At 58.3% G+C, this 19,394-nt stretch carries 18 protein-coding genes; 14 read left to right on the forward strand and 4 right to left on the reverse strand.

Features of this window, described 5'->3' with window-relative positions; translation table 11 throughout:
• Positions 1–243 precede the first annotated feature (243 nt).
• The 11 genes from ACL2XF_RS00125 to ACL2XF_RS00175 all read left to right on the forward strand — a co-directional run bounded on the left by ACL2XF_RS00125 (position 244) and on the right by ACL2XF_RS00175 (position 11,818).
• The gene (locus ACL2XF_RS00125; protein ID WP_410013764.1) at positions 244–1,140 is read left to right on the forward strand and encodes an ABC transporter substrate-binding protein; all 897 of its coding nucleotides are present in this window, start codon (positions 244–246) and stop codon (positions 1,138–1,140) included.
• A gap of 11 nt (positions 1,141–1,151) precedes the next feature.
• The gene (locus ACL2XF_RS00130; RefSeq protein WP_413727772.1) at positions 1,152–2,882 is read left to right on the forward strand and encodes an FAD-dependent oxidoreductase; all 1,731 of its coding nucleotides are present in this window, start codon (positions 1,152–1,154) and stop codon (positions 2,880–2,882) included.
• A complete protein-coding gene (locus ACL2XF_RS00135; RefSeq protein ID WP_410013766.1) occupies positions 2,879–3,652 on the forward strand; it encodes an SDR family NAD(P)-dependent oxidoreductase in 774 nt (257 codons plus the stop codon). Before ACL2XF_RS00130 ends, ACL2XF_RS00135 begins: the two co-directional genes overlap by 4 nt.
• 13 nt (positions 3,653–3,665) lie before the next feature.
• The gene (locus ACL2XF_RS00140) at positions 3,666–4,448 is read left to right on the forward strand and encodes an amino acid ABC transporter ATP-binding protein (protein ID WP_410013767.1); all 783 of its coding nucleotides are present in this window, start codon (positions 3,666–3,668) and stop codon (positions 4,446–4,448) included.
• Positions 4,449–4,632: 184 nt separating this feature from the next.
• The gene (locus tag ACL2XF_RS00145; RefSeq protein WP_413727773.1) at positions 4,633–5,541 is read left to right on the forward strand and encodes an amino acid ABC transporter permease; all 909 of its coding nucleotides are present in this window, start codon (positions 4,633–4,635) and stop codon (positions 5,539–5,541) included.
• Positions 5,542–5,588: 47 nt separating this feature from the next.
• Positions 5,589–6,647, forward strand: coding sequence for an LLM class flavin-dependent oxidoreductase (locus ACL2XF_RS00150; RefSeq protein ID WP_413721310.1), 1,059 nt, complete (start codon positions 5,589–5,591; stop codon positions 6,645–6,647).
• A 55-nt stretch (positions 6,648–6,702) separates the two neighbouring features.
• Positions 6,703–7,866, forward strand: a complete 1,164-nt coding sequence (locus tag ACL2XF_RS00155) for an aromatic ring-hydroxylating oxygenase subunit alpha (RefSeq protein ID WP_410013770.1) — start codon at positions 6,703–6,705, stop codon at positions 7,864–7,866.
• Positions 7,867–7,909: 43 nt separating this feature from the next.
• On the forward strand, positions 7,910–8,896 hold the full coding sequence (locus ACL2XF_RS00160; RefSeq protein ID WP_413727774.1) for an aldo/keto reductase: 987 nt from the start codon (positions 7,910–7,912) through the stop codon (positions 8,894–8,896).
• 38 nt (positions 8,897–8,934) lie between these two features.
• Entirely contained in the window at positions 8,935–10,293 is a 1,359-nt protein-coding gene (gene glnT, locus ACL2XF_RS00165; protein WP_413727775.1) for a type III glutamate--ammonia ligase, read from the forward strand.
• A gap of 91 nt (positions 10,294–10,384) precedes the next feature.
• The gene (locus tag ACL2XF_RS00170; protein ID WP_413721307.1) at positions 10,385–11,371 is read left to right on the forward strand and encodes a PDR/VanB family oxidoreductase; all 987 of its coding nucleotides are present in this window, start codon (positions 10,385–10,387) and stop codon (positions 11,369–11,371) included.
• A 21-nt stretch (positions 11,372–11,392) separates the two neighbouring features.
• Entirely contained in the window at positions 11,393–11,818 is a 426-nt protein-coding gene (locus ACL2XF_RS00175) for a VOC family protein (protein ID WP_410013774.1), read from the forward strand.
• 73 nt (positions 11,819–11,891) lie between these two features.
• Here ACL2XF_RS00175 and ACL2XF_RS00180 read toward each other — a convergent pair whose 3' ends face one another.
• Positions 11,892–12,527: a TetR/AcrR family transcriptional regulator gene (locus ACL2XF_RS00180; protein WP_410013775.1), complete on the reverse strand. Its 636-nt coding sequence runs from the start codon at positions 12,525–12,527 to the stop codon at positions 11,892–11,894.
• Positions 12,528–12,686: 159 nt separating this feature from the next.
• Here ACL2XF_RS00180 and ACL2XF_RS00185 point away from each other — a divergent pair, with 159 nt between their 5' ends.
• Complete coding sequence (locus ACL2XF_RS00185) at positions 12,687–13,694, forward strand: alpha/beta fold hydrolase (RefSeq protein ID WP_410013776.1); 1,008 nt, start codon at positions 12,687–12,689, stop codon at positions 13,692–13,694.
• Here the strand turns inward: ACL2XF_RS00185 and ACL2XF_RS00190 are convergent.
• From ACL2XF_RS00190 to ACL2XF_RS00200, 3 genes are all read right to left on the reverse strand, one after another.
• Positions 13,684–14,109, reverse strand: coding sequence for a hypothetical protein (locus tag ACL2XF_RS00190; protein WP_162366696.1), 426 nt, complete (start codon positions 14,107–14,109; stop codon positions 13,684–13,686). The two genes, ACL2XF_RS00185 and ACL2XF_RS00190, sit on opposite strands and share 11 nt — an antisense overlap.
• Positions 14,110–14,153: 44 nt before the next feature.
• Positions 14,154–14,630 carry a hypothetical protein gene (locus ACL2XF_RS00195; protein WP_410013777.1) on the reverse strand — a complete coding sequence of 159 codons (477 nt, stop codon included), beginning with the start codon at positions 14,628–14,630 and terminating at the stop codon, positions 14,154–14,156.
• A gap of 193 nt (positions 14,631–14,823) precedes the next feature.
• Complete coding sequence (locus ACL2XF_RS00200; protein ID WP_410013778.1) at positions 14,824–15,639, reverse strand: shikimate 5-dehydrogenase; 816 nt, start codon at positions 15,637–15,639, stop codon at positions 14,824–14,826.
• 332 nt (positions 15,640–15,971) lie between these two features.
• On the opposite strand from ACL2XF_RS00200, the gene glgX reads away from it, so the two are divergent.
• Both glgX and ACL2XF_RS00210 read left to right on the forward strand, forming a co-directional pair.
• The gene (glgX, locus tag ACL2XF_RS00205; protein ID WP_410013779.1) at positions 15,972–18,269 is read left to right on the forward strand and encodes a glycogen debranching protein GlgX; all 2,298 of its coding nucleotides are present in this window, start codon (positions 15,972–15,974) and stop codon (positions 18,267–18,269) included.
• A 274-nt stretch (positions 18,270–18,543) separates the two neighbouring features.
• Positions 18,544–19,377, forward strand: coding sequence for a hypothetical protein (locus ACL2XF_RS00210; protein ID WP_410013780.1), 834 nt, complete (start codon positions 18,544–18,546; stop codon positions 19,375–19,377).
• Positions 19,378–19,394: the final 17 nt, after the last annotated feature.

Below are 19,394 nucleotides of genomic sequence, written 5' to 3' on the forward strand. Positions count from 1 at the left end.
TGCACTTTCATAGGTCATTTTTCCAGCATGATCCCGGCGGGCGGATCGATTCGCACGGCGGGATTGAGCCATTAATCAGTTAATTAATTGATTAGTTAACCGATGGCACGCTAGTTGCTACTTCCCCTTTATCGGTACGCTACCACGGCCGGCCATCGCCGCAGGCGTCATGACGTGTCTGCCGGTGTTTACGCCCAGATCATCGGGTAAACCAGATAAAGACCTTTCGGGAGTATTGCAAGCATGAGAATGACACCATCCCTGCTCCACGCTGTGTTGTTGTGCGCCGGCCTGACTCTGTGCGGCGCGGCGAGCGCCGAGGACCCGGCGCCGATCGCCATGGACAACGCCCTGCACGCGCTATTGCCGGACAAGATCAAAACCCAGGGCGTTATCAATCTGGTGACCGATGCCCATTACCCGCCGTGCGAGGTGTTCGCCGATGATAATAAAACCATGGTGGGGTTTGAGCCGGATCTGTGGAACGCCATCGGCAAAGTGTTGGGGGTGGGCATCAATCCGGTCTCCATCGATTTCGCCGGCTTGATCCCCGGCGTGAAAAGCGGACGTTACGATATGGCGATGGAATGCATTTCCGACAGCCTGGAGCGTGAAAAGCAGGTGACCTTCGTGAACTATGCCTATGCCACCAATGAAGTTTATACCCTGGCCAGTAATAAAAGCATCGTCAACGATCCGTTATCGCTGTGCGGCCTGAAGGTCGGCGTGCAGTCAGGCACCGATTTTGAACATGCCATCAGCGAAATTTTTTCACCTAACTGCACGAAGAATAATAAACCGGCCATTAAGGTGACCACCCTGCCGTCGGCTGACGCCGTGCTGCTGGCGCTGTACGCGGGACGTATCGATTTTGTGCTCAACGACGCCGCCGCCGCCGCCGAAATCAAAAAAGTGGCGCCCCGGCCGATTCGCACCGTGACCATGCCGCTGATGCCGAAATATTATCTTGGCATCGTGGTCAAGCCCGATAACCAGCAACTGGCCCAGGCCCTGCTTGGCGCGCTGAAGGTACTGTGGTCCAACGGCGAATACGCCCGCATCATGAAAAAATGGGATTTGGAACCCGTGATGCTGGAACAGCCGGGTATTAATCTGTTCACCACCCGCCCGATGCAATAAGCGCGCAACCGATGATGCGGGCGGATAAACAGACCGGGACAGCCCCTGTCCCGATTGCCGACAGCCAGCTGCGGTGCGATGTGCTGGTGGTGGGGTCGGGCAGCGCCGCGTTAAGCGCGGCGCTGAGCGCGGCGGCGGCGGGACTGGCGGTGCTGATCGTGGAAAAAGCCGCTGTCCTGGGCGGCACCTCGGCCATGTCGGGCGGCGCGGTATGGGTGCCCGCCAATCATCACGCCCTGGCCCGCGGGGTCGAGGATAGCCCCGCGCAGGCGCTGGAATACCTGCGCGCCGCCGCGCCCGCGGGTTGGCGCGCCGGCGAAGACCGGCTGTGGGCACAGTTTGCGCGTTCCGCGCCCGAGATGCTGCGTTTTCTGGAAACCCATACGCCATTGCGTTTCAGCCTGACGCCGGAGGCCGATCCGCTGATGGACTGCGCCGGCGCCAAGGCCTTCGGCCGTATGCTGACGCCCGATCCGCTGCGGGCCGGGGTGCTGGGCAAAAGACGCTGTCCGGTCAGGCGTTCCCCCCTGCCTCAGGTCTATACCTACCAGGAAGTCATCGGCGAGGATATCTATCATCATCCGGTCAGGGTAGCGCTCAAGCTGGCGCCACGGCTGCTATGGCGCGCCATCACCCGCACCCGCACCAAGGGCGCGGCGCTGATTACCGGGCTGCTGGCCGGCTGCCTGGCCCATGGCTGCCGGATCGAAATGTCGGCCAGGGTCGTTGATCTCATCACCGACGCCGCGGGGGCGGTCACGGGCGCCTGGTTCAGCCGCGACGGCCGTCTGACCCGGATTACGGCCCAGCGCGGCGTGGTGCTGGCCAGCGGTGGTTTTGAATGGGATGCGCTGCGGCGCGCGGCGCATTTTCCCGGGCCGTTTGACGCCATTTCCAGCCCGCGCACCAACGAGGGCGACGGCCACCGCATGGCCCAGGCCGTGGGCGCGCGGCTGGCGCACATGGATCAGGCGAATATGAGCGGATCGCTGCCGACCCGCTACGAAGGGCGTCCCTATGGCCTGTCGGTGTTTTTTCAATACGAACCCAACGCCATCCTGGTTAACCGAGAGGGCCGGCGTTTTACCAACGAGTTTGCCTTTAACCTCGGCGAAGCGCTGGATGCGCGTGATGGGCAGGGCGGATTACCGCGGCATCTTCCCGCCTGGCTGATTGCCGATGCCCGCCTGCTGTGGCGCGCGCCGTTTTTGCTGGCCTGCGCCCTGCGCAGCCGGGGATGGATGCGCAGGGCCGGCAGCATCGGCGCCCTGGCGGACCAGCTTGGTTTGCCGCGGGCATCCCTGGAGGAAACCGTTGCGCGTTTTAACGATTTTTGCGCCCGCGGCGTGGATGAGGATTTCCAGCGGCATCTGGCCGCGGGCCATGGGCGGGGCGATCGGCGTTTTCACGGCGGCCTGCTGCCTATCCAGCGGGCGCCGTTTATCGCCGTGCCGTTTAACCGCAGCTTCACCGCCACTAAAGGCGGCCCGCGCACCGATGAGTTCGGCCGCGTGATCCACCTTGACGGCCATGTGATCCCCGGGCTGTTCTGCGCCGGCGTGGCCATGGCCAATCCCATCGGCACCCGCGGCGTCGGCGCCGGCACCACGCTTGGACCTAACCTGACCTGGGGCTATATCTGCGGGCGGACCCTGGCCGCCGGTCCGGCGTCGGGAGGCGGGGATGATGTTTTACCGGCCGCGGGCGTCGCTTCCCCGGCCATCACCACGGAGTTGTCATGATACCTGATATCAAACCCGCGCCAACCGCCCTGGTAACCGGCGGATCCAAAGGCATCGGCCGCGCCGTTTCCCTGGCGCTCGCCCGATCTGGCGCCAATATTGCATTGCTGCTCAGGCGGGATCGGGATTCAGCCGATCGGCTGGTGGCGGAGATCCGCCAAACCGGGCGCCAGGCGCGCGCCTATTATGGCGACATCACCGATCGCGGCGCGGTTGGTTCTCAGGTGGCCGCGATCGCCGCCGAGTTCGGCGGGATCGATATGCTGGTGAATAACGCCGGCGCCACCGCCGCCGGCGAGTTGCTCAGCCTGGACGATGACGCCTGGCTGCAGGTGGTGAATATCAACCTGACCGGGTGTTTTGTGGTGGGCACCGAAGTGGCGAAGATCATGCGCGCCCGGGGCGGGGGCGGCATCGTGAATATTGCCGGGGCGTCGGCCCATCGCTGCTATCCCGGCGCCGGGGCCTTCGGCCCGAGCAAGGCGGCGGTGGTCAATCTGACCCGGCAGATGGCCGTGGAATGGGCGGACTATGGCATCCGGGTCAATGGCGTCAGTCCCGGGCCGATACGATCCGCGGCCGGCGACTGGCAACGGCGTGAACCGCAGCTGGCCGCCGAGGTGGCGCGCCTGCCGCTGCGGCGCGCCGGCTTGCCGGAGGAGGTGGCCGCGGCGGTGGGGTACCTGCTGTCCCCCGGCGCCGCCTATACCACCGGCCAGATGCTGGTGGTGGACGGCGGCGGGCTGTGTACCTGGTATATGACGAGATAGAGAGGCGGTAACGATGTCAGAACACGATACGCCGGCGGTGGCCGCTTATCAGGTGGTAAAACGATTTCACGGCCAGGAGATCCTCAAGGGCGTGGATCTGCAAATACGGCAGGGGGAAGTGGTCTGCCTGATCGGACCTTCCGGTTCCGGCAAATCGACCTTTCTGCGCTGTATCAATCACCTGGAAAAAATTGACGGCGGCGCGCTGTACGTCGGCGGGGAATTGATGGGCTATCGCCGGGTGGGCGATAAGCTCTATGAACTGAAAGAGGCGGAAATCGCCCGCAAGCGCGCCGGCATCGGCATGGTGTTCCAGCGCTTTAACCTGTTCGGCCATATGACCGCGCTGGAAAATGTGATCGAAGCGCCGATGCGGGTGCGTAAAGTGCCGCGCGCCGAGGCGCTGGAGCAGGGCAGGAGCCTGCTTGCGCGGGTGGGATTGTCGCATCGGCTGAATGCTTATCCCGCGCAGCTTTCCGGCGGCCAGCAGCAGCGCGTCGCCATCGCACGGGCATTGGCGATGAAACCCGCGCTGATGTTGTTCGACGAACCGACCAGCGCCCTGGATCCGGAGCTGGTCGGCGAAGTGCTGGATGTCATGCGCGGCCTGGCCGAGGAGGGCATGACCATGGTGGTGGTGACCCACGAAATGGCCTTTGCCCGCGAAGTCGGGGATAGCGTGGCGTTTATGGATAACGGGGCGATCATCGAAAAAAGCCCGCCGGCGGAAATGTTTCAGCGCCCACAGCACTCCCGGACGCGTGCTTTCCTGGCTAAACATCTTGCCGGCAAATGAATTTAACTAACGAATTGTTTTATATGGATTTAATTTTAATTAAAAAATTAAATTGCGTCGGTTTTTTTATTGACAGTATCAGAATGCAGGTGCATATTATTAATTAACTGATTAATTAATACCGTTGCCGGCGCCGTATCCTGCCTGTGTTAACAGAAGTCAGCGAGCATGAATGAGAGATAACATGACAGATAACCAGCAATATCAGGCCGTGGGGCAACACCCGCGCAATAAGGGCCATGACGCGCCGGCCTTTCCCCACGACGCCCTGACCGTGGTGCCGACCCGCTATCCGGGGCGCTGGATTTCAGTGGCCGTCTGCACGCTGCTGCTGATCATGCTGGTGCATTCGATGGTAATGAATGAGAACTTCGGCTGGCCGACCGTCGGACATTATCTGTTTTCGCCGACCATCCTGACCGGCTTATGGGTCACCCTGTGGCTGACGTTGACGATTATGCTGCTGGCGATTGTGCTGAGCGTGGTGATAGCTACCCTGCGCCTGTCCGCCAACCCATTGCTGGCGCACTTCAGCTCCGGTTATATCTGGTTTTTCCGCGGCACGCCGGTGCTGGTGCAGTTGATTTTCTGGTACAACCTGGCGGCGCTGTATCCAGAGGCCTATATCGGGATACCTCATGTGTTTACCCTCTACCAGGGCAGCATGAACGATATCATTACCCCCTATACCGCCGCCATCCTGGGGCTGGGGCTGAATGAAGCGGCGTATATGGCGGAGATTATCCGCGCGGGCATGTCCTCGGTGGATAACGGCCAGCAGGAAGCGGCCCGCGCCCTGGGCATGAATAAAGCGCAATGGCTGCGGCGGGTTATTCTGCCCCAGGCGATACCTTTTATTATTCCGCCCACCGGCAACCAGGTGATCGGCATGCTGAAAACCACGTCGCTGGTGAGCGTGATTTCATTATCGGATTTATTGTATTCAGCGCAGTCGATTTATTCGCGGACGTTTGAAAATATTCCGCTATTGATCGTGGCCTGTATTTGGTACCTGATCGCCACCACCGTGCTGAGCTGGCTCCAGGGGCGGATTGAAAAATATTTCCGCAAGGGCCAGGGTGCGCCGGCATGATCATAAATAGCGTTGACATCGGTTGATATTATCTTCAGGGGATTGTGATGAAATTAGGCCTGTTTAATTTAATGTCTTACCAGGATAATCCCCAGGGAATACAAGGGGTGATTAAAGATACGCGCGTGATGGTGGCGCTGGCTGAAGAAATGGGTTTTGAAACCGCCTGGTTTGCCGAACATCATTTTACCAATTATTCCATCAGCGTCTCGCCGTTATTAATGGCGGCCCATATGGCGGGATATAGCCGGCGCATCAAGCTCGGCACCGCGGTTATCGTCCTGCCGTTATACCAGCCGATGCGCCTGGCGCAGGAAATCGCCCTGGTGGATCGCCTGACCGAAGGGCGGCTGGTGCTGGGCATCGGCAGCGGCTACCAGGCCTATGAATTCGAACGCTACAATATTGATGTTGAACAGCGCAATCGCGTCCTGCTGGATAACTGGCAATTTATCGAGACGGCGCTGACCGGCGGCAAGGCGGCATCCTTATCCCATAACGGCGAGCGGGTGGAAACGGACTTTTTACTGACGCCTCTCCAGCAGCCGCTGCCGCCGCTGTTTATCACCACCACCAATCCGGCGTTGTTGCAGCGGTTTACACGCTGGGGCGCCACCGCGTTTATCACCGCCGGCTGGCGCGGTTCGCCGCGCCTGAAGGAGATGGCCCTGGACGCCAGGCGGCAATGGCGCGAGGCCGGCCTGATGGCGTCCACGCCGCTGGCGGTGCAGCAGTATATCCACGTCACCGACAGTAAAAAAGCGGCGCTGGACGCGGCGGAACGCGCATTATTCGTCGCCAGGATGATAAGCGCCCTGCACGGTAAGACGCTGGAGACCCAGGGCGCGTTTATCACCGCGCCTAAATTCCCCGATGAACCGGACGCATCGGTGGTGCGTGATAATTTGATTATTGGCGACGCGCATTATGTCGCCGAGCGGATTATTAACGAAGTAACGGATATTAATCCTTCGCACTATAACTGTTTTTTCCAATTTGGCGATATGCCGATCGAGGCCGCCAGGCAATCTTTGGAGAAATTCGGGCGTGAGGTGATTCCGCTATTGGAAAAAGCGCTGGGTAAGGTCACGGTGGATATTCATTAAAGACTATCCCGTATAACCTCTTACCCACAATATTTGTTAATCGAGGGGATAAATCATGCCTGACTATTCACGGCGGATTGACTGCGCAATTGACGACAGCGCCACTATCGTGGAAAAAATTAAACAGCAGCGTTCCGATGATGCCGCCTTATCATCGACGCTGCCGCCGGAAGCCTATAATAGCGATGCGTTCTTTTCCCATGAAATGGAAAAAATATATCGGGGGGATTGGATTTTTGCCGGCCATATATCGCAAATACCCCATGCCGGAGATTATTTTACCCTGGATATCGTTAACGAACCGCTGGTGGTGACGCGCGACGCGGAAGGGATAAACGTGATGTCCGCCGTCTGCCTGCACCGCTGGGCGCCTATCGTCTCGGGCAGCGGCAACGCCAAGGCCCTGGTGTGCCCGTTCCATAACTGGACTTATGATCTGACCGGCAACCTGATCGGCGCGCCTTATATGAACCAGGCGGCGGAATTCGACCGTAAGCAATGCAAGCTGCCGCGGATCAGGCACGAGATTTTCCACGGCCTGATTTTTATCACCTTTTCGGATCAGGTGGAATCGATAGCGCAACGGCTCAAGCCGCTCAACGCCATGTTCGACAAGTACCAGGTGGCGGAGCTGGATACCGCTTATACCCTGGATTACGACTGTCCGTTCAACTGGAAAATGGCGGTGGAAACTTTTATGGAGTGCTACCACCATTCCGCCGTTCACCGCACCACCCTGGAAGACAGCTTTCCCGGACGCCTGAGTTATATCGGCGAGGACGGTCCCGGCTGGACCTTGTGCCACCAGCCGCTGCGCAAGAATGGCGAACTCTCGGAGGTGCTGACCGAGGGACTGATCCCGCTGTCGGGGTTCAGCGAGCAGGATATGCGCCAAATCGACCTGATGCTGATCTACCCCAGCTGCCTTATCGGCCTCAATCCCGACCGGCTGAGCATCAGCCAGCTGCTGCCCATCAATAAGCATATGACCGTTTGGCACCGCCTGGTGCTGGTGTCGAAAGCGTCAAGCAGCCAACCCGGTTTTGCCGACACCGCCGCCGCCATGAAGGCGTCCAGCCTGTCGATTATCGATGAGGATCTGGCCATCAACGCCGCCCAGCAGCGCGGCAGCCTGTCTTCGCTGGCGCGGCCGGGACGACTGGGACATTTGGAAACCACGGTCTGGCATCTGGCCAATTATATCCGCACCCGCATCTAGGGCGGACGGCGCGTGGCGCCGCACGATAACGAAAGGACGTTGCATGAAAATGGTAAAACTCGGCCGGTCGGGGCTTGAGGTCTCCGCACTGTGCCTGGGCTGCATGACCTATGCCCGCCCGGAAAAAAGCGGTTACGCCTGGACGCTGGATGAGCGGCAAAGCAGGCCGTTTATCCAAAAGGCGCTGGAGCTGGGGATTAATTTTTTCGACACCGCCAACGCCTATGCCAAAGGCGACAGCGAGGAAATCCTCGGCCGCGCGCTGCGGGATCTCGCCCGGCGCGAGGATGTGGTGATCACCAGCAAGGTGTTCAACCCCATGCGCCAGGGACCGAACAGTAAAGGACTGTCGCGCAAATGCATCATGACCGAAATCGATGCCAGCCTGAAACGCCTGGGAACGGATTATATCGATCTCTACCAGATCCACCGTTGGGATTATGACACCCCGCTGGAGGAGACGCTGGAGGCGCTGCACGACCTGGTGAAGATGGGCAAGGTGCGTTATCTGGGCGCGTCCTCCATGTATGCCTGGCAATTTTGCACGGCGCTGCACGTGGCGCGGGAAAACGGCTGGACGCCGTTTATCGCCATGCAGAACCATCTCAACCTGCTCTATCGCGAGGAAGAGCGGGAAATGATGGGGCTGTGCCGAGCGCAGGGCATCGGGGTAACGCCGTGGAGCCCGCTGGCGCGCGGACGCCTGACCCGGCCATGGCAGCAGGCGGCCGCCACCGGACGCGGCGCCAACGATGCGTATGCCGGCTTTTTATACTCGGCCACCGAACAGGCCGACCGGGCGGTGATTGAAGCGGTCACCCAGGTGGCCGCCGCGCGCGGCGTACCCCAGGCCCAGGTGGCGCTGGCATGGCTGTTTACCAAACCCGAGGTGGCGGCGCCCATTATCGGCGCCACGTCTTTCCGTCACCTTGAGGACGCGGCCGGCGCCACGGAAATGACCCTGACGCCTGATGAAATCGCGGCGCTCGAGGCCCCTTATATTCCCCATGCGATCGTCGAGCACACCTGATCCGATACGCGATATTTACCTACAGAGCAGAGCCTATTATGAAAAAAAGTCAGCAGCAGATAGCGGAAATTGCCCAGCAGTTAAAGCAGAAAGGGGTGGAATATTGCATGGGCGCCTATGTGGATATCCACGGCGTGCCCAAAGGCAAGGTGGTGCCCATCGGCCATTTCAGCCAGATGGCGGCCGGATCGGAGCGCTACACCGGCTATGCGCTGGACGGACTGGGCCAATTGCCCAATGAGGATGAGCTGACCTCGATACCGGATTTGGATCATATCATCCAGCTGCCCTGGGAGCCGAAAATCGCCTGGATGCCGGCGGACAACGCCTTTAAGGGCGAACCCTACGCCCTTAATACCCGCGTGGCGCTGAAAAACGTGCTGGCGCAGGCGAAAGAAATGGGATTTGGTTTTAACCTGGGCATCGAATGCGAAATCTATCTGCTCAAACGCGGCGAGGACGGCGGACTGTCGGTGCCGGAAAAAGACAATAAGCTGAATAAGCCCTGTTACGACCTGCGCGGCTTTGTCGATCAGTTCGCCTGGCTGGATAAGGTCTCCACCACCATCAACGATCTGGGCTGGGACCTCTATTCCCTGGATCACGAGGACGGAAATTCGCAATACGAATTTGATTTCAACTATGCCGATGCGCTGACCAGCTGCGACCGGTTTATCTTTTTCCGCTTTATGGCCAAACATTACGCCAAGGAATTGGGCCTGGTGGCGACCATGATGCCCAAGCCCTTTGCCAATAAAACAGGCACCGGCGCCCATTTCAATATGTCGTTATACGATATCGGCAGCGGCGCCAATATCTTTGCCAGCAAAGACGACCCGCGCGGCCTGGGCCTGTCCGATACCGGCTATTATTTTATCGGCGGCCTGCTCAAGCACGGCCGGGCGTTGTGCGCGGCGTTCGCCCCCACCGTCAACAGCTATAAACGCCTGGTGCGCCAGGGCGCGATGAACTATTTCTCCTGGGCGCCGGTGTTTAACTCCTATGGATCCAACAACCGCACCAACTCGGTACGGGTGCCCGCCGGCGGCGGCCGCTGCGAATCGCGCAACGCGGACGGCGCGGTCAATCCTTATCTGGCGGCCACCCTGGCGCTGGCGGCGGGCCTGGAAGGCATCCGCGAAAAAATCGACCCGCGCGAGCCGAACGAGGACAACCTGTATGCCATCAGCGAACAGGAGCGCCGCGCCCGCGGCATCGATTTCCTGCCGCAAAACCTGCAGGAAGCGGTGGAGGCGTTCTCCGCCGATCCCTTTATCGAAGCCACGCTCGGCACCGCGCTGCGCGATGAGTTCGTGAAATATAAAACCCAGGAATGGAACAACTACCATCTGCACGTCAGCCAGTGGGAAATCGATCAATACAGCACGATATTCTGAGGCGGGGCCTGTATTGCCCGTTACGCGATACCGTTAAACCACGCGGCGGCGGATGCGTTCCACCGTCGCGATGCCGGCAGGGCGGCGATTTATGAACGTATCACAGCATTTTTTTGAGGTCATGGTGGTGGCGAAAAGCCACCGGGGCGACGGGGTGGTGTTTCTCACCCTGGCCCGTTCCGACGGCGCGCCGCTGCCGCCGTTTTCCGCCGGGGCGCATATCCAGCTGCGCCTGGCGGACGGACTGCTGCGGCAGTACTCGTTATGCGGCGATCCGGCGCGGCGCGATAGCTACCGGCTGGCGATCCTGGCCGCCCGCCGCTCCCGTGGCGGCGGCAGCTATATCCGCGATAGCCTGCAGCGGGGGGATAGCCTTTGGATATCCGCGCCGCGCAATGATTTCCCGCTGGCGGAGCGGCGGGAGCCGGCGCTGCTGCTGGCGGGCGGTATCGGCATTACACCGCTGCTGGCGATGGCGCTGACGCTTAGGGCGCAGGGGCGGGAGTTCGGGTTGCACTATTACGGCAGGCCCGACACCCTCGGCGCCTTTATGGAACAGCCGGATTATACGCGGCTTGCGCGGCATATCGTCCCCCATTGCCGGGACGGCGCAGCCCCTGCTGACGCGGATTATCAGCAGTCCCTGGCGGTGGTGATCCGCGACTGGCAACGGCGGCACGGCCGGTTCAGCCTGTACTTCTGCGGCTCGCTGCCGTTTATGCAAAGCGTGCGCGATCAATGCGCCGCGGCGGAAATTCCCGCCGAGGCGTGTTTTTATGAGTCCTTTACCCCGCCGGAGGTGCGCGGCGAGACCACGTTTGACGTCGAGATTTTCAGCACCGGCGCGGTTATCCCGATACCCGCCGATCTGAGTATTGCCGAGGCGCTTAACCAGGCGGGGGTGGCGGTGGAAGTATCGTGCGGACTGGGGGTTTGCGGCACCTGTCTGGCCGGGGTCAAGGCGGGCATACCGGATCACCGGGATGAGTACCTTAGCGCCGCGCAGAAGGACGCGAACAACAAAATCATGCTGTGCTGCTCACGGGCGCGCTCTACACGTTTAGTGATCGATCTTTAATACCATCAGAGGAGTCAAGCTATGTCCGTTGCACCTTTTCACCTGGCAATTCCTGTTTACGACCTGAACGCCGCGCGCCATTTTTATGGTGAAATTTTTGGCCTTGCAGAAGGACGCAGCAGCGAGCAGTGGGTGGATTTTAACTTTTTCGGCCACCAACTGGTTATCCACGAGCACCCGAAAACCCCGAGCCAGGAGCACGCGCATACCAATCCGGTGGACGGCCACGATGTGCCGGTGCCGCATTTTGGCGTGGTACTGGCCTGGGACGACTGGGAAGCGCTGGCGGCCAGGCTGACCGCCCACGGCACCGCCTTTGTGATTGAACCCTATATTCGTTTCAAAGGGCAAATCGGCGAGCAGGCGACGATGTTTTTGCTCGACCCCTGCCAGAATGCCCTGGAGTTCAAGGCGTTCAAGGATATCGGCCAGCTGTTCGCGCACTGAGGTCCGGCGCCGCCGGCGTTCTTTAATAACCCGATTATCCCCGCGCCGCCGCGTGGCCGGCGGCGCGCCGGATTTATTTCGTCTTGACGTCCAGATGCTCGAAGACAAAGTCCCGCATACAGTTAATGGCGTGTTTATATTTGAATGTAGGGAACATGACGGTGCGAAATAACACCCCATCGAGAAAGGTGGAGATAAACATCGCCATATCCACCGGATTGACCTCGCGGAAAACGCCGGCGGCGATGCCGTCCTTAATGGTGTTTTTCAGGATCACCGACTCTTTTTCATAAAATTTCTTCACGGCTTTGTCGATATCGGGCGTACGCCCGTTGGTGCCGGCGTAATCAAGGCTAATCTTGGCTAATTTCTGCAGCAGGTAGAATTGCAAAATGTGGATTTGGATCCACAGGAACAGTACGTCCTTGGGATTATCCGCATTCATTTTGATGGAATCAAATTGCTCGAAGGCCTTTTCCACCGTGGATTCGATGACCTTGAGAAATAGGTTTTCCTTGGAGCCAAAATAATAATAAATCAAAGCGGAATTAAGCCCGGTCGCCTCGGCGATATCCTTGATGCGGACCGAGGAGTAATTTTGTTTGGCAAACAATTCCAGCGCGGAGTCCTGCAGGGCATGAGCGACATCGTTTTGCAAATTCTTACCATTTTTAGCCGCGACTTTTTCTTTTATGTCATTGGTTTTCATACATTGCGTCCGGGCAGCCCAATTCTTTGAATGGCGTTATTGCAGCATGGGGATAATCAGTTTTAATAGGTGAATACTACCACAGGCGGGAAATCAGCAACAAGTTAACTAGCTGATTAATTAACATCTATCATACCGGCTACGCCGGAGGGAGGCATCATGCCGGATTACCACGTCTGCGACCTGGGCGCGTTTGCGCTGGAAGGCGGCGCAACGCTTTATGACGCCACATTGACCTATGAAATCCACGGCCGGCTTAACCGGCGGCGCGACAATGCCGTGCTGTTGCCGTCGTGGTACACCGGCACGCACCGATCCTACCGCGCGATTATCGGCGCGGGGCGGGCATTGGACCCGGCGCGCCATTGCATTATCGCCGTCAATATGTTCGGCAACGGCGTTTCCACCTCGCCCAGCAACTCCCCGCGCCAGGGCGGACCGCTGTTTCCGGCGGTGACGGTAGGGGATAACGTGCGGGCGCAGCACCGGCTGATTACCGACTCTCTGGGTATTGAGCAACTGGCGCTGGTATGCGGCTGGTCGATGGGGGCGATGCAGGCCTGGCACTGGGCCGCGGCCTATCCGGCGGCGGTGCGGGCGCTATTGCCCATTTGCGGCAGCGCGCGCTGCTGGCCGCTGAATCATGTGTTTCTGGAAGGAGTGAAGGCGGCGCTGCGCGCGGATCCGGCGTTCAATGACGGCCATTATGCCTCCCCGCCGCTGGCCGGGCTGGCGGCATTCGGCCGGGTCTATGCCGGATGGGCCTATAGCGCGGCCTTTTACCGTGACGCGCTGTATCAGGGACTCCACTTCGCCACGCGCGAGGATCTGCTGCGGGACTGGGAGCGCGATCATCAGGCGTGGGATGCCAACGACTTGCTGTGCATGCTGCGCACCTGGCAGGATGCCGACGCGGGGCGGGCGCCGGGATATGGCGGCAGCCTTCAGGCGGCGCTGGCGGCGGTTACCGCCAGGACCATTGTGATGCCGTGCAATACCGACCAGTATTTCACCCAGGAGGAGGCGTTTAAGGAGTTTTCATGGCTTAAACAGGGGAAATGGCGGCCGCTTACGTCCGACTACGGCCACTGCGCCGGCGCGCCCGGACGTTTTGCCGCGGAAACCGCCGTTATCGAGCAAGCGATACGCGAACTGCTTACTCAATAATCTCCAGTTCCACCACCCGGCCCTGGTCAAACCAGGTTTCCAGGCCGGTGACGCGCAACTGCAGGTCGCCTTCGATAACTTCGCCGATATACGAAATAGGCAAAGGCTCTTCGGCGGTATCATCGCCGTACACGACGCAAAATTGCTGGCGCGGGCTGTAAAAACACACCGACCCGGTAACCTTGCCGTATTTTTCCCGGCGCATTTTGCCCACTTCTTCGGTTTTGAATTTATTTTCCCACGGGGCGACGATGGGCATGGTGAAAAACACCATATCGCCGATAAGCTTGCCGTGCTGCAAGACGCTTTTCATCGGCAATTTGGCCCGCAGTTCCTTAACCAGGTTGGGCACTTTATCTTCCCATACCTCGATAATGCAAATAGGTTCGTCCGCAACGTTCATTCTGAGTTTCATTCTGGCACCTGATGATAACGTAAAAGGAAATAAGATAAGGGAGGTCAGGCCGGTTTAACCCGGCGGAAGCCGTCGCCAAGGCCCCATGGCAGAATAAAATCAACCCACATATGCAGGCGGTTGGCGTAGGACAGCGCCGCATGCGACAACCGGCACAGGTCATGCAGGGTGGTGCATTGGCAGGCGGTATCCACATACAGATGGATCATGGCGGCCGCGTGGGGCAGGCTGACAAAATCAAAAAAGTCCGCTTTATAGCCGATGATTTCCTTAATAATGGCTTGCAGCGTCGCCAAATCGGCGTCGGTATCCTCCGCCACGCGGATCAGGCCCCACAGCATTTCGTCGGCCATGGTGCGCGCTTCCCCCTCGGCGAAAATAATAGTGCTCAGGTATTGCCCGCGCGCGCCGGTACCGCGCGGCACGATACCCTTGCCCAGATCCCGCACTTCGTCCGGCTGCTCGAACCATATTTTTTCGCGCTCCTGCTCGAAACGCGCGATTACTTCGTCGACGGTCATTCTGATACTCTCCGGTTGGCTTGATAAAGCTATCTAAAGCTTATTAATTAATTAACTAATTAATAAGCAAGTAATATGCCAACAGAGAAACAGCGATGAGCTCTTGAATAATCAATGTGTTGCAAAGGATCCGCGCTGACCGTCTTTCCCCGCCGTTCAGCGCGAACGATAGTGGTGCATGGGTTGCACCACGTTAGCCGCGGGCGTAGGCGGCCGCGCGTTCCACCAACGCGTCGTCGGGACGCACGCCGGTATACAGCACAAACTGTTCCAGCGCCTGGATGGCAATCACCTCGGCGCCGGTAATCACGGCTTTGTCATGCAGGCGCGCATATTGAATCAGCGGAGTTTCCGCCGGCAGCGCCACCACGTCGAACACCCGCCCGGCCCGGGCGATATACGGCTCGCTGAAGGACAGCTCTTCGGCCCCGGCGCCGCCCGCCATGCCCACCGGCGTGACGTTGATCAGCAGCGCGGCGTCCAGCCCGGTTTCATCGGCCTGCCAGCGGTAGCCGTAGAGTTCCGCCAGATGACGGCCGGTTTTTTCATTGCGGGCGATAATCACCCCCTGGCGGAACCCGGCATTATGCAGCGCGCCGGCCACGGCTTTCGCCATGCCGCCGCTGCCGCGCAGGGCAAAGGCGCTGTCCGGGCTGACCTGATGCTTTGCCAGCAGGCGCTCAATGGCGATGAAGTCGGTGTTATAGGCTTTCAGATAGCCGTCGGTGTTAACGATAGTATTCACCGACTCGATGGCGCGCGCCGAGGAGTCAAGCTCGTCCAGGTAGGGGATGCAGTCCTCTTTAAACGGCATCGACACCGCGCAGCCGCGGATGCCCAGCGCCCTGACGCCGCCGATGGCGGCGGCAAGATCGCGGGTGGTAAAGGCTTTATAGATATAGTTCAGACCGAGCTTTTCATAGAGATAATTATGAAAACGCGTGCCGAAGTTGCCGGGGCGGGCGGCCAGAGACATGCATAACAGGGTATCTTTATTGATATTCATCATAGGGTCCTATTGCCTGAGTCGTAAACAAATGCCGTTACGCTGTGGATAAAAGGATATCACATCATGGCGCCGTCATCCGGCGGTTACCGGCGCGGATGGCCGGGCTGAAACATTGCCGCGCGCTTCTGGCATAACCGCGAACCGGTACTACACTCCAATAAGGCGTGTCTTACCACTCCAATTTTCCCGGCCGTCGTGCCGTTTACCTCATGCCTTCACCGGCAGGAACTATATTGATTATCTGACTGTCCATCGCATGCTGGCAGACCTTGCGGGCGGCGGTCGGCATTGTGACTGGATATACTAAAAATTATGCGCAGGAGACGAGTTTGATGGCTAAGGGATCGTCGAAGAAGGTTAACGAAATTGTTATTCCGACCACTACCACCACCATGGCGAGCAAAGTGGATAATCAGGTGGTGGTGACCATTGATAATAAAGGGGTGCGCATTGCCCATCCCAATAGCGATCATGACATTATCAGCCGCCTGGACGCGGATCGCAAAACGCGCGTCAGGGAAGGCATGCCGGTACCGCTGGGAGCAACCTGGGACGGACTGGGCGTCAATTTCGCCATTTTCTCCGCCCACGCCACCAAGGTGGAGCTGTGCCTGTTCACCGAGGAGGGGGAGGAGTATGACCGGATAGAGCTGCCGGAATATACCGACGAGGTCTGGCATGGCTACCTGCCCGACGCGCGTCCCGGCCTGCTGTATGGCTATAGGGTCCACGGTCCTTATGCCCCCGAGGAAGGACATCGTTTCAACCCCGCCAAACTGCTGCTCGATCCCTATGCCAAACAGATCTGGGGCGAGCTGAAGTGGGATGACGCGCTGTTTTCCTACGACTTCGAGGCGGAAGATAAGGATCTGAGCCTGGATGAGCGCGACAGCGCGCCTTTTATGCCGAAATGCCGGGTGATCGATCCGGCGTTTTCCTGGCCGTCCAACGGCAAAAGTTTTATCCCCTGGGAAAAAACGCTCATTTATGAAACCCATGTGCGCGGCTATACCATGCGCCACCCGGCGGTACCGGAGCATCAGCGCGGCACCTTCTCCGGCCTGAGCACGCCGCAGATTGTCGATTACATTAAATCACTCGGCGTGACCGCCATTGAACTGATGCCGATCCACGCCTTCGCCGACGATCGTCATTTGCAGGAAAACGGACTGCATAATTTCTGGGGCTACAATACCCTGTGTTTTTTTGCGCCCCATCCGCAATATATGGCCACCTCGACGGTCAATGAATTTAAACAGATGATCGCCACGCTGCACGCCGCGGGTATCGAGGTGATCCTGGATGTGGTGTACAACCACACCGCCGAAGGCAACGAGCTTGGGCCTACGCTGTCGCTCAAAGGTATCGATAATGCCAGCTACTATCGCCTGTTCCCCGAGGAGAAGCGTTATTACATTAACGATACCGGCACCGGCAACACCATTAACCTAAGCCACCCGCGGGTACTGCAGATGGTGACGGATTCCTTGCGCTACTGGGCCACCGAGATGCAGGTGGATGGCTTCCGTTTCGATTTGGCGACTATCCTTGGGCGCGAGGCGTACGGCTTTGACGAGGGTTGCGGCTTTCTGGACACCTGCCGCCAGGACCCCATCCTGAGCCAGTGCAAGCTGATTGCCGAACCCTGGGACTGCGGCCCGGGCGGCTACCAGGTGGGTGGTTTTCCGCCGGGCTGGTCGGAATGGAACGACAGATATCGCGATTCGGTACGTAAATTCTGGCGCGGCGACGAAGGGCAACTGGCGGACTTTACCACCCGTTTGGCCGGATCCGCCGATATCTTCAATCATCGCGGCCGTAAACCCCATGCGTCGGTAAACTTTATCACCGCCCACGATGGTTTTACGCTTAACGATTTGGTGTCCTACGAGCATAAGCATAACGACGCCAACGGCGAGGATAACCGCGACGGCCACAGTGATAATATTTCAGCCAACTATGGCGTCGAAGGCCCCACCGACGACCCGGCGATTAACGAGCTGCGGCTGCGCCAGATGCGCAATATGCTGGCGACGCTGATGTTCTCGCAGGGTACGCCGATGCTGCTGGCGGGAGATGAGTTTGCCCGTACCCAACAGGGTAATAACAATGGCTATTGCCAGGATAGCGATATCAGCTGGGTAAACTGGGAGATCAACGATAAGGGCGAATCGCTGATTTTATTTACTTACCGGCTGATTGCCCTGCGCAACCGTTTTCCGATTTTGCATCGCGGGCGTTTTCTCAGCGGCAAGCTCAATGAGAAGCTCAATATTAAGGATGTGACCTGGGTGCAGCCCAACGGCGAGGAAATGTCGGAGGAGGCCTGGGGCGACGCCAATCTGAAGAGCATCGGCATGCTGCTGGACGGTCGCGCGCAGCCTACCGGGCTGCTGCGGGTGGGATCGCAGAGTACCGTGCTGTTGTTGTTCAGCGCCTCCCACGAGAATCTGGTCTTTACCCTGCCGGAGGTGGCGCACGGGTACGGCTGGCGGCATATATTTGATACCTTTCAGCCGGATGATATCAATGAGCATAGCTTTGGTTTCGGCCATGCCTATACCTGTCCGTCGCGAACGGTGGTGCTGTTTGAACTGGTGAATACCAAGACCACGATGGTGGTCGCTTAAGCCGGCCTTAAGCAAGTAAGGTGTTAGCGGGCCTGCCACGTCGCGGGGCCCCGGTCGGGCGGGGGAAACCCGCCCGCCCCCCTGGCCACGTTTCCCCATCACGACCTCTGCGGTAAACCCTGCGCACTCTTTTCACGTTTTTTTGCTAAATATTCACGCCCCGCTGCCGATACTCCTTAAACGCAAACCCTTTGGAACGAGTTAATCAGAAGGATAACCGTTGCCCTGTTGTGGCTACCGAACAACGGCAACATGCCATGGGACTTGAGATGAGATGAATACGTTCCCCCACAGCGCCTTAAGATTTATCCGCCAGTTTGACTTTGGCGACGATCTGCTGCTGGACGCGGTCTATTTGATGCTGCGCAATCCTTTTCTGACGCAGGCGACATTAGCGCGCGAATTCAATCTGAGTTTTATCCAATCGGATGTGTTATTCAAAAAGTTGATTGAAGTTAATAAATTCCTAAAGACTAATTATTATGCCATGTCTTATGTAGCCAATAACAGAATCGCCGATGCCGTTAAGCTTTGGTCTAACCATCACCGCTCGGATCAGGGCGCGGCGTTGAAGCTTGATGCGCAGATCCATGATAAATTAATTGACCTGGCGCCGATTTTTTTTGATAAACGGCAGGAACTGGTCTTTACCGACGGTTACGGGTCCTATTTCCAGTTCAATAAAGATACTGAAATCACGTTGATGGTTAAAGGGGTGCTGAGTAAAATTCTTGAACCTTATCAAAAGGTTATTTTAGATGCCGATTCAGTCAAGGCCTTTATTCTTGAGCAGGTCGACATCATGCGCGATGTGGCGGCGGTGTCCGGCCAGGATGTTGATATCCGGACCACGGTGATCAAGGCGGGCTGGAATGTAAACCTTATTACGCCGGAACGGGTGATTATCGCCGATAAATGCGGCTGTAAGGCGGCGATCACCTGTATCAATAAGACCCTGCCGACCAATACCCTGCAAAAAAGCAAAATTAACTACGGTTGCGATATTTCAGTTTATCTGGATAACGCGATGTCTTTGGTGGATGATTTTTACGTTAACTGCAGTTCTGAGGTGTTCAATACCAGGGAATTTTATAATATAAATATATAAAAGTCACCGCAAGGAAG

Origin of the sequence: Sodalis sp. RH19 (assembly GCF_047324215.1) — a bacterium.
Lineage (GTDB): Bacteria > Pseudomonadota > Gammaproteobacteria > Enterobacterales > Enterobacteriaceae > Acerihabitans.

Bases quoted from the DNA above. Each gene is read 5' to 3' on its own strand.
- ACL2XF_RS00190 (WP_162366696.1), bottom strand. From the start codon at position 14,109: ATGAAACTCAGAATGAACGTTGCGGACGAACCTATTTGCATTATCGAG.
- ACL2XF_RS00150 (WP_413721310.1), top strand. From the start codon at position 5,589: ATGAAATTAGGCCTGTTTAATTTAATGTCTTACCAGGATAATCCCCAG.
- ACL2XF_RS00130 (WP_413727772.1), top strand. From the start codon at position 1,152: ATGATGCGGGCGGATAAACAGACCGGGACAGCCCCTGTCCCGATTGCC.
- ACL2XF_RS00180 (WP_410013775.1), bottom strand. From the start codon at position 12,527: ATGAAAACCAATGACATAAAAGAAAAAGTCGCGGCTAAAAATGGTAAG.
- ACL2XF_RS00195 (WP_410013777.1), bottom strand. From the start codon at position 14,630: ATGACCGTCGACGAAGTAATCGCGCGTTTCGAGCAGGAGCGCGAAAAA.
- ACL2XF_RS00175 (WP_410013774.1), top strand. From the start codon at position 11,393: ATGTCCGTTGCACCTTTTCACCTGGCAATTCCTGTTTACGACCTGAAC.
- ACL2XF_RS00160 (WP_413727774.1), top strand. From the start codon at position 7,910: ATGAAAATGGTAAAACTCGGCCGGTCGGGGCTTGAGGTCTCCGCACTG.
- ACL2XF_RS00170 (WP_413721307.1), top strand. From the start codon at position 10,385: ATGAACGTATCACAGCATTTTTTTGAGGTCATGGTGGTGGCGAAAAGC.
- ACL2XF_RS00125 (WP_410013764.1), top strand. From the start codon at position 244: ATGAGAATGACACCATCCCTGCTCCACGCTGTGTTGTTGTGCGCCGGC.
- glnT (WP_413727775.1), top strand. From the start codon at position 8,935: ATGAAAAAAAGTCAGCAGCAGATAGCGGAAATTGCCCAGCAGTTAAAG.
- ACL2XF_RS00155 (WP_410013770.1), top strand. From the start codon at position 6,703: ATGCCTGACTATTCACGGCGGATTGACTGCGCAATTGACGACAGCGCC.
- ACL2XF_RS00140 (WP_410013767.1), top strand. From the start codon at position 3,666: ATGTCAGAACACGATACGCCGGCGGTGGCCGCTTATCAGGTGGTAAAA.
- glgX (WP_410013779.1), top strand. From the start codon at position 15,972: ATGGCTAAGGGATCGTCGAAGAAGGTTAACGAAATTGTTATTCCGACC.
- ACL2XF_RS00185 (WP_410013776.1), top strand. From the start codon at position 12,687: ATGCCGGATTACCACGTCTGCGACCTGGGCGCGTTTGCGCTGGAAGGC.
- ACL2XF_RS00135 (WP_410013766.1), top strand. From the start codon at position 2,879: ATGATACCTGATATCAAACCCGCGCCAACCGCCCTGGTAACCGGCGGA.
- ACL2XF_RS00200 (WP_410013778.1), bottom strand. From the start codon at position 15,639: ATGATGAATATCAATAAAGATACCCTGTTATGCATGTCTCTGGCCGCC.
- ACL2XF_RS00145 (WP_413727773.1), top strand. From the start codon at position 4,633: ATGACAGATAACCAGCAATATCAGGCCGTGGGGCAACACCCGCGCAAT.
- ACL2XF_RS00210 (WP_410013780.1), top strand. From the start codon at position 18,544: ATGAATACGTTCCCCCACAGCGCCTTAAGATTTATCCGCCAGTTTGAC.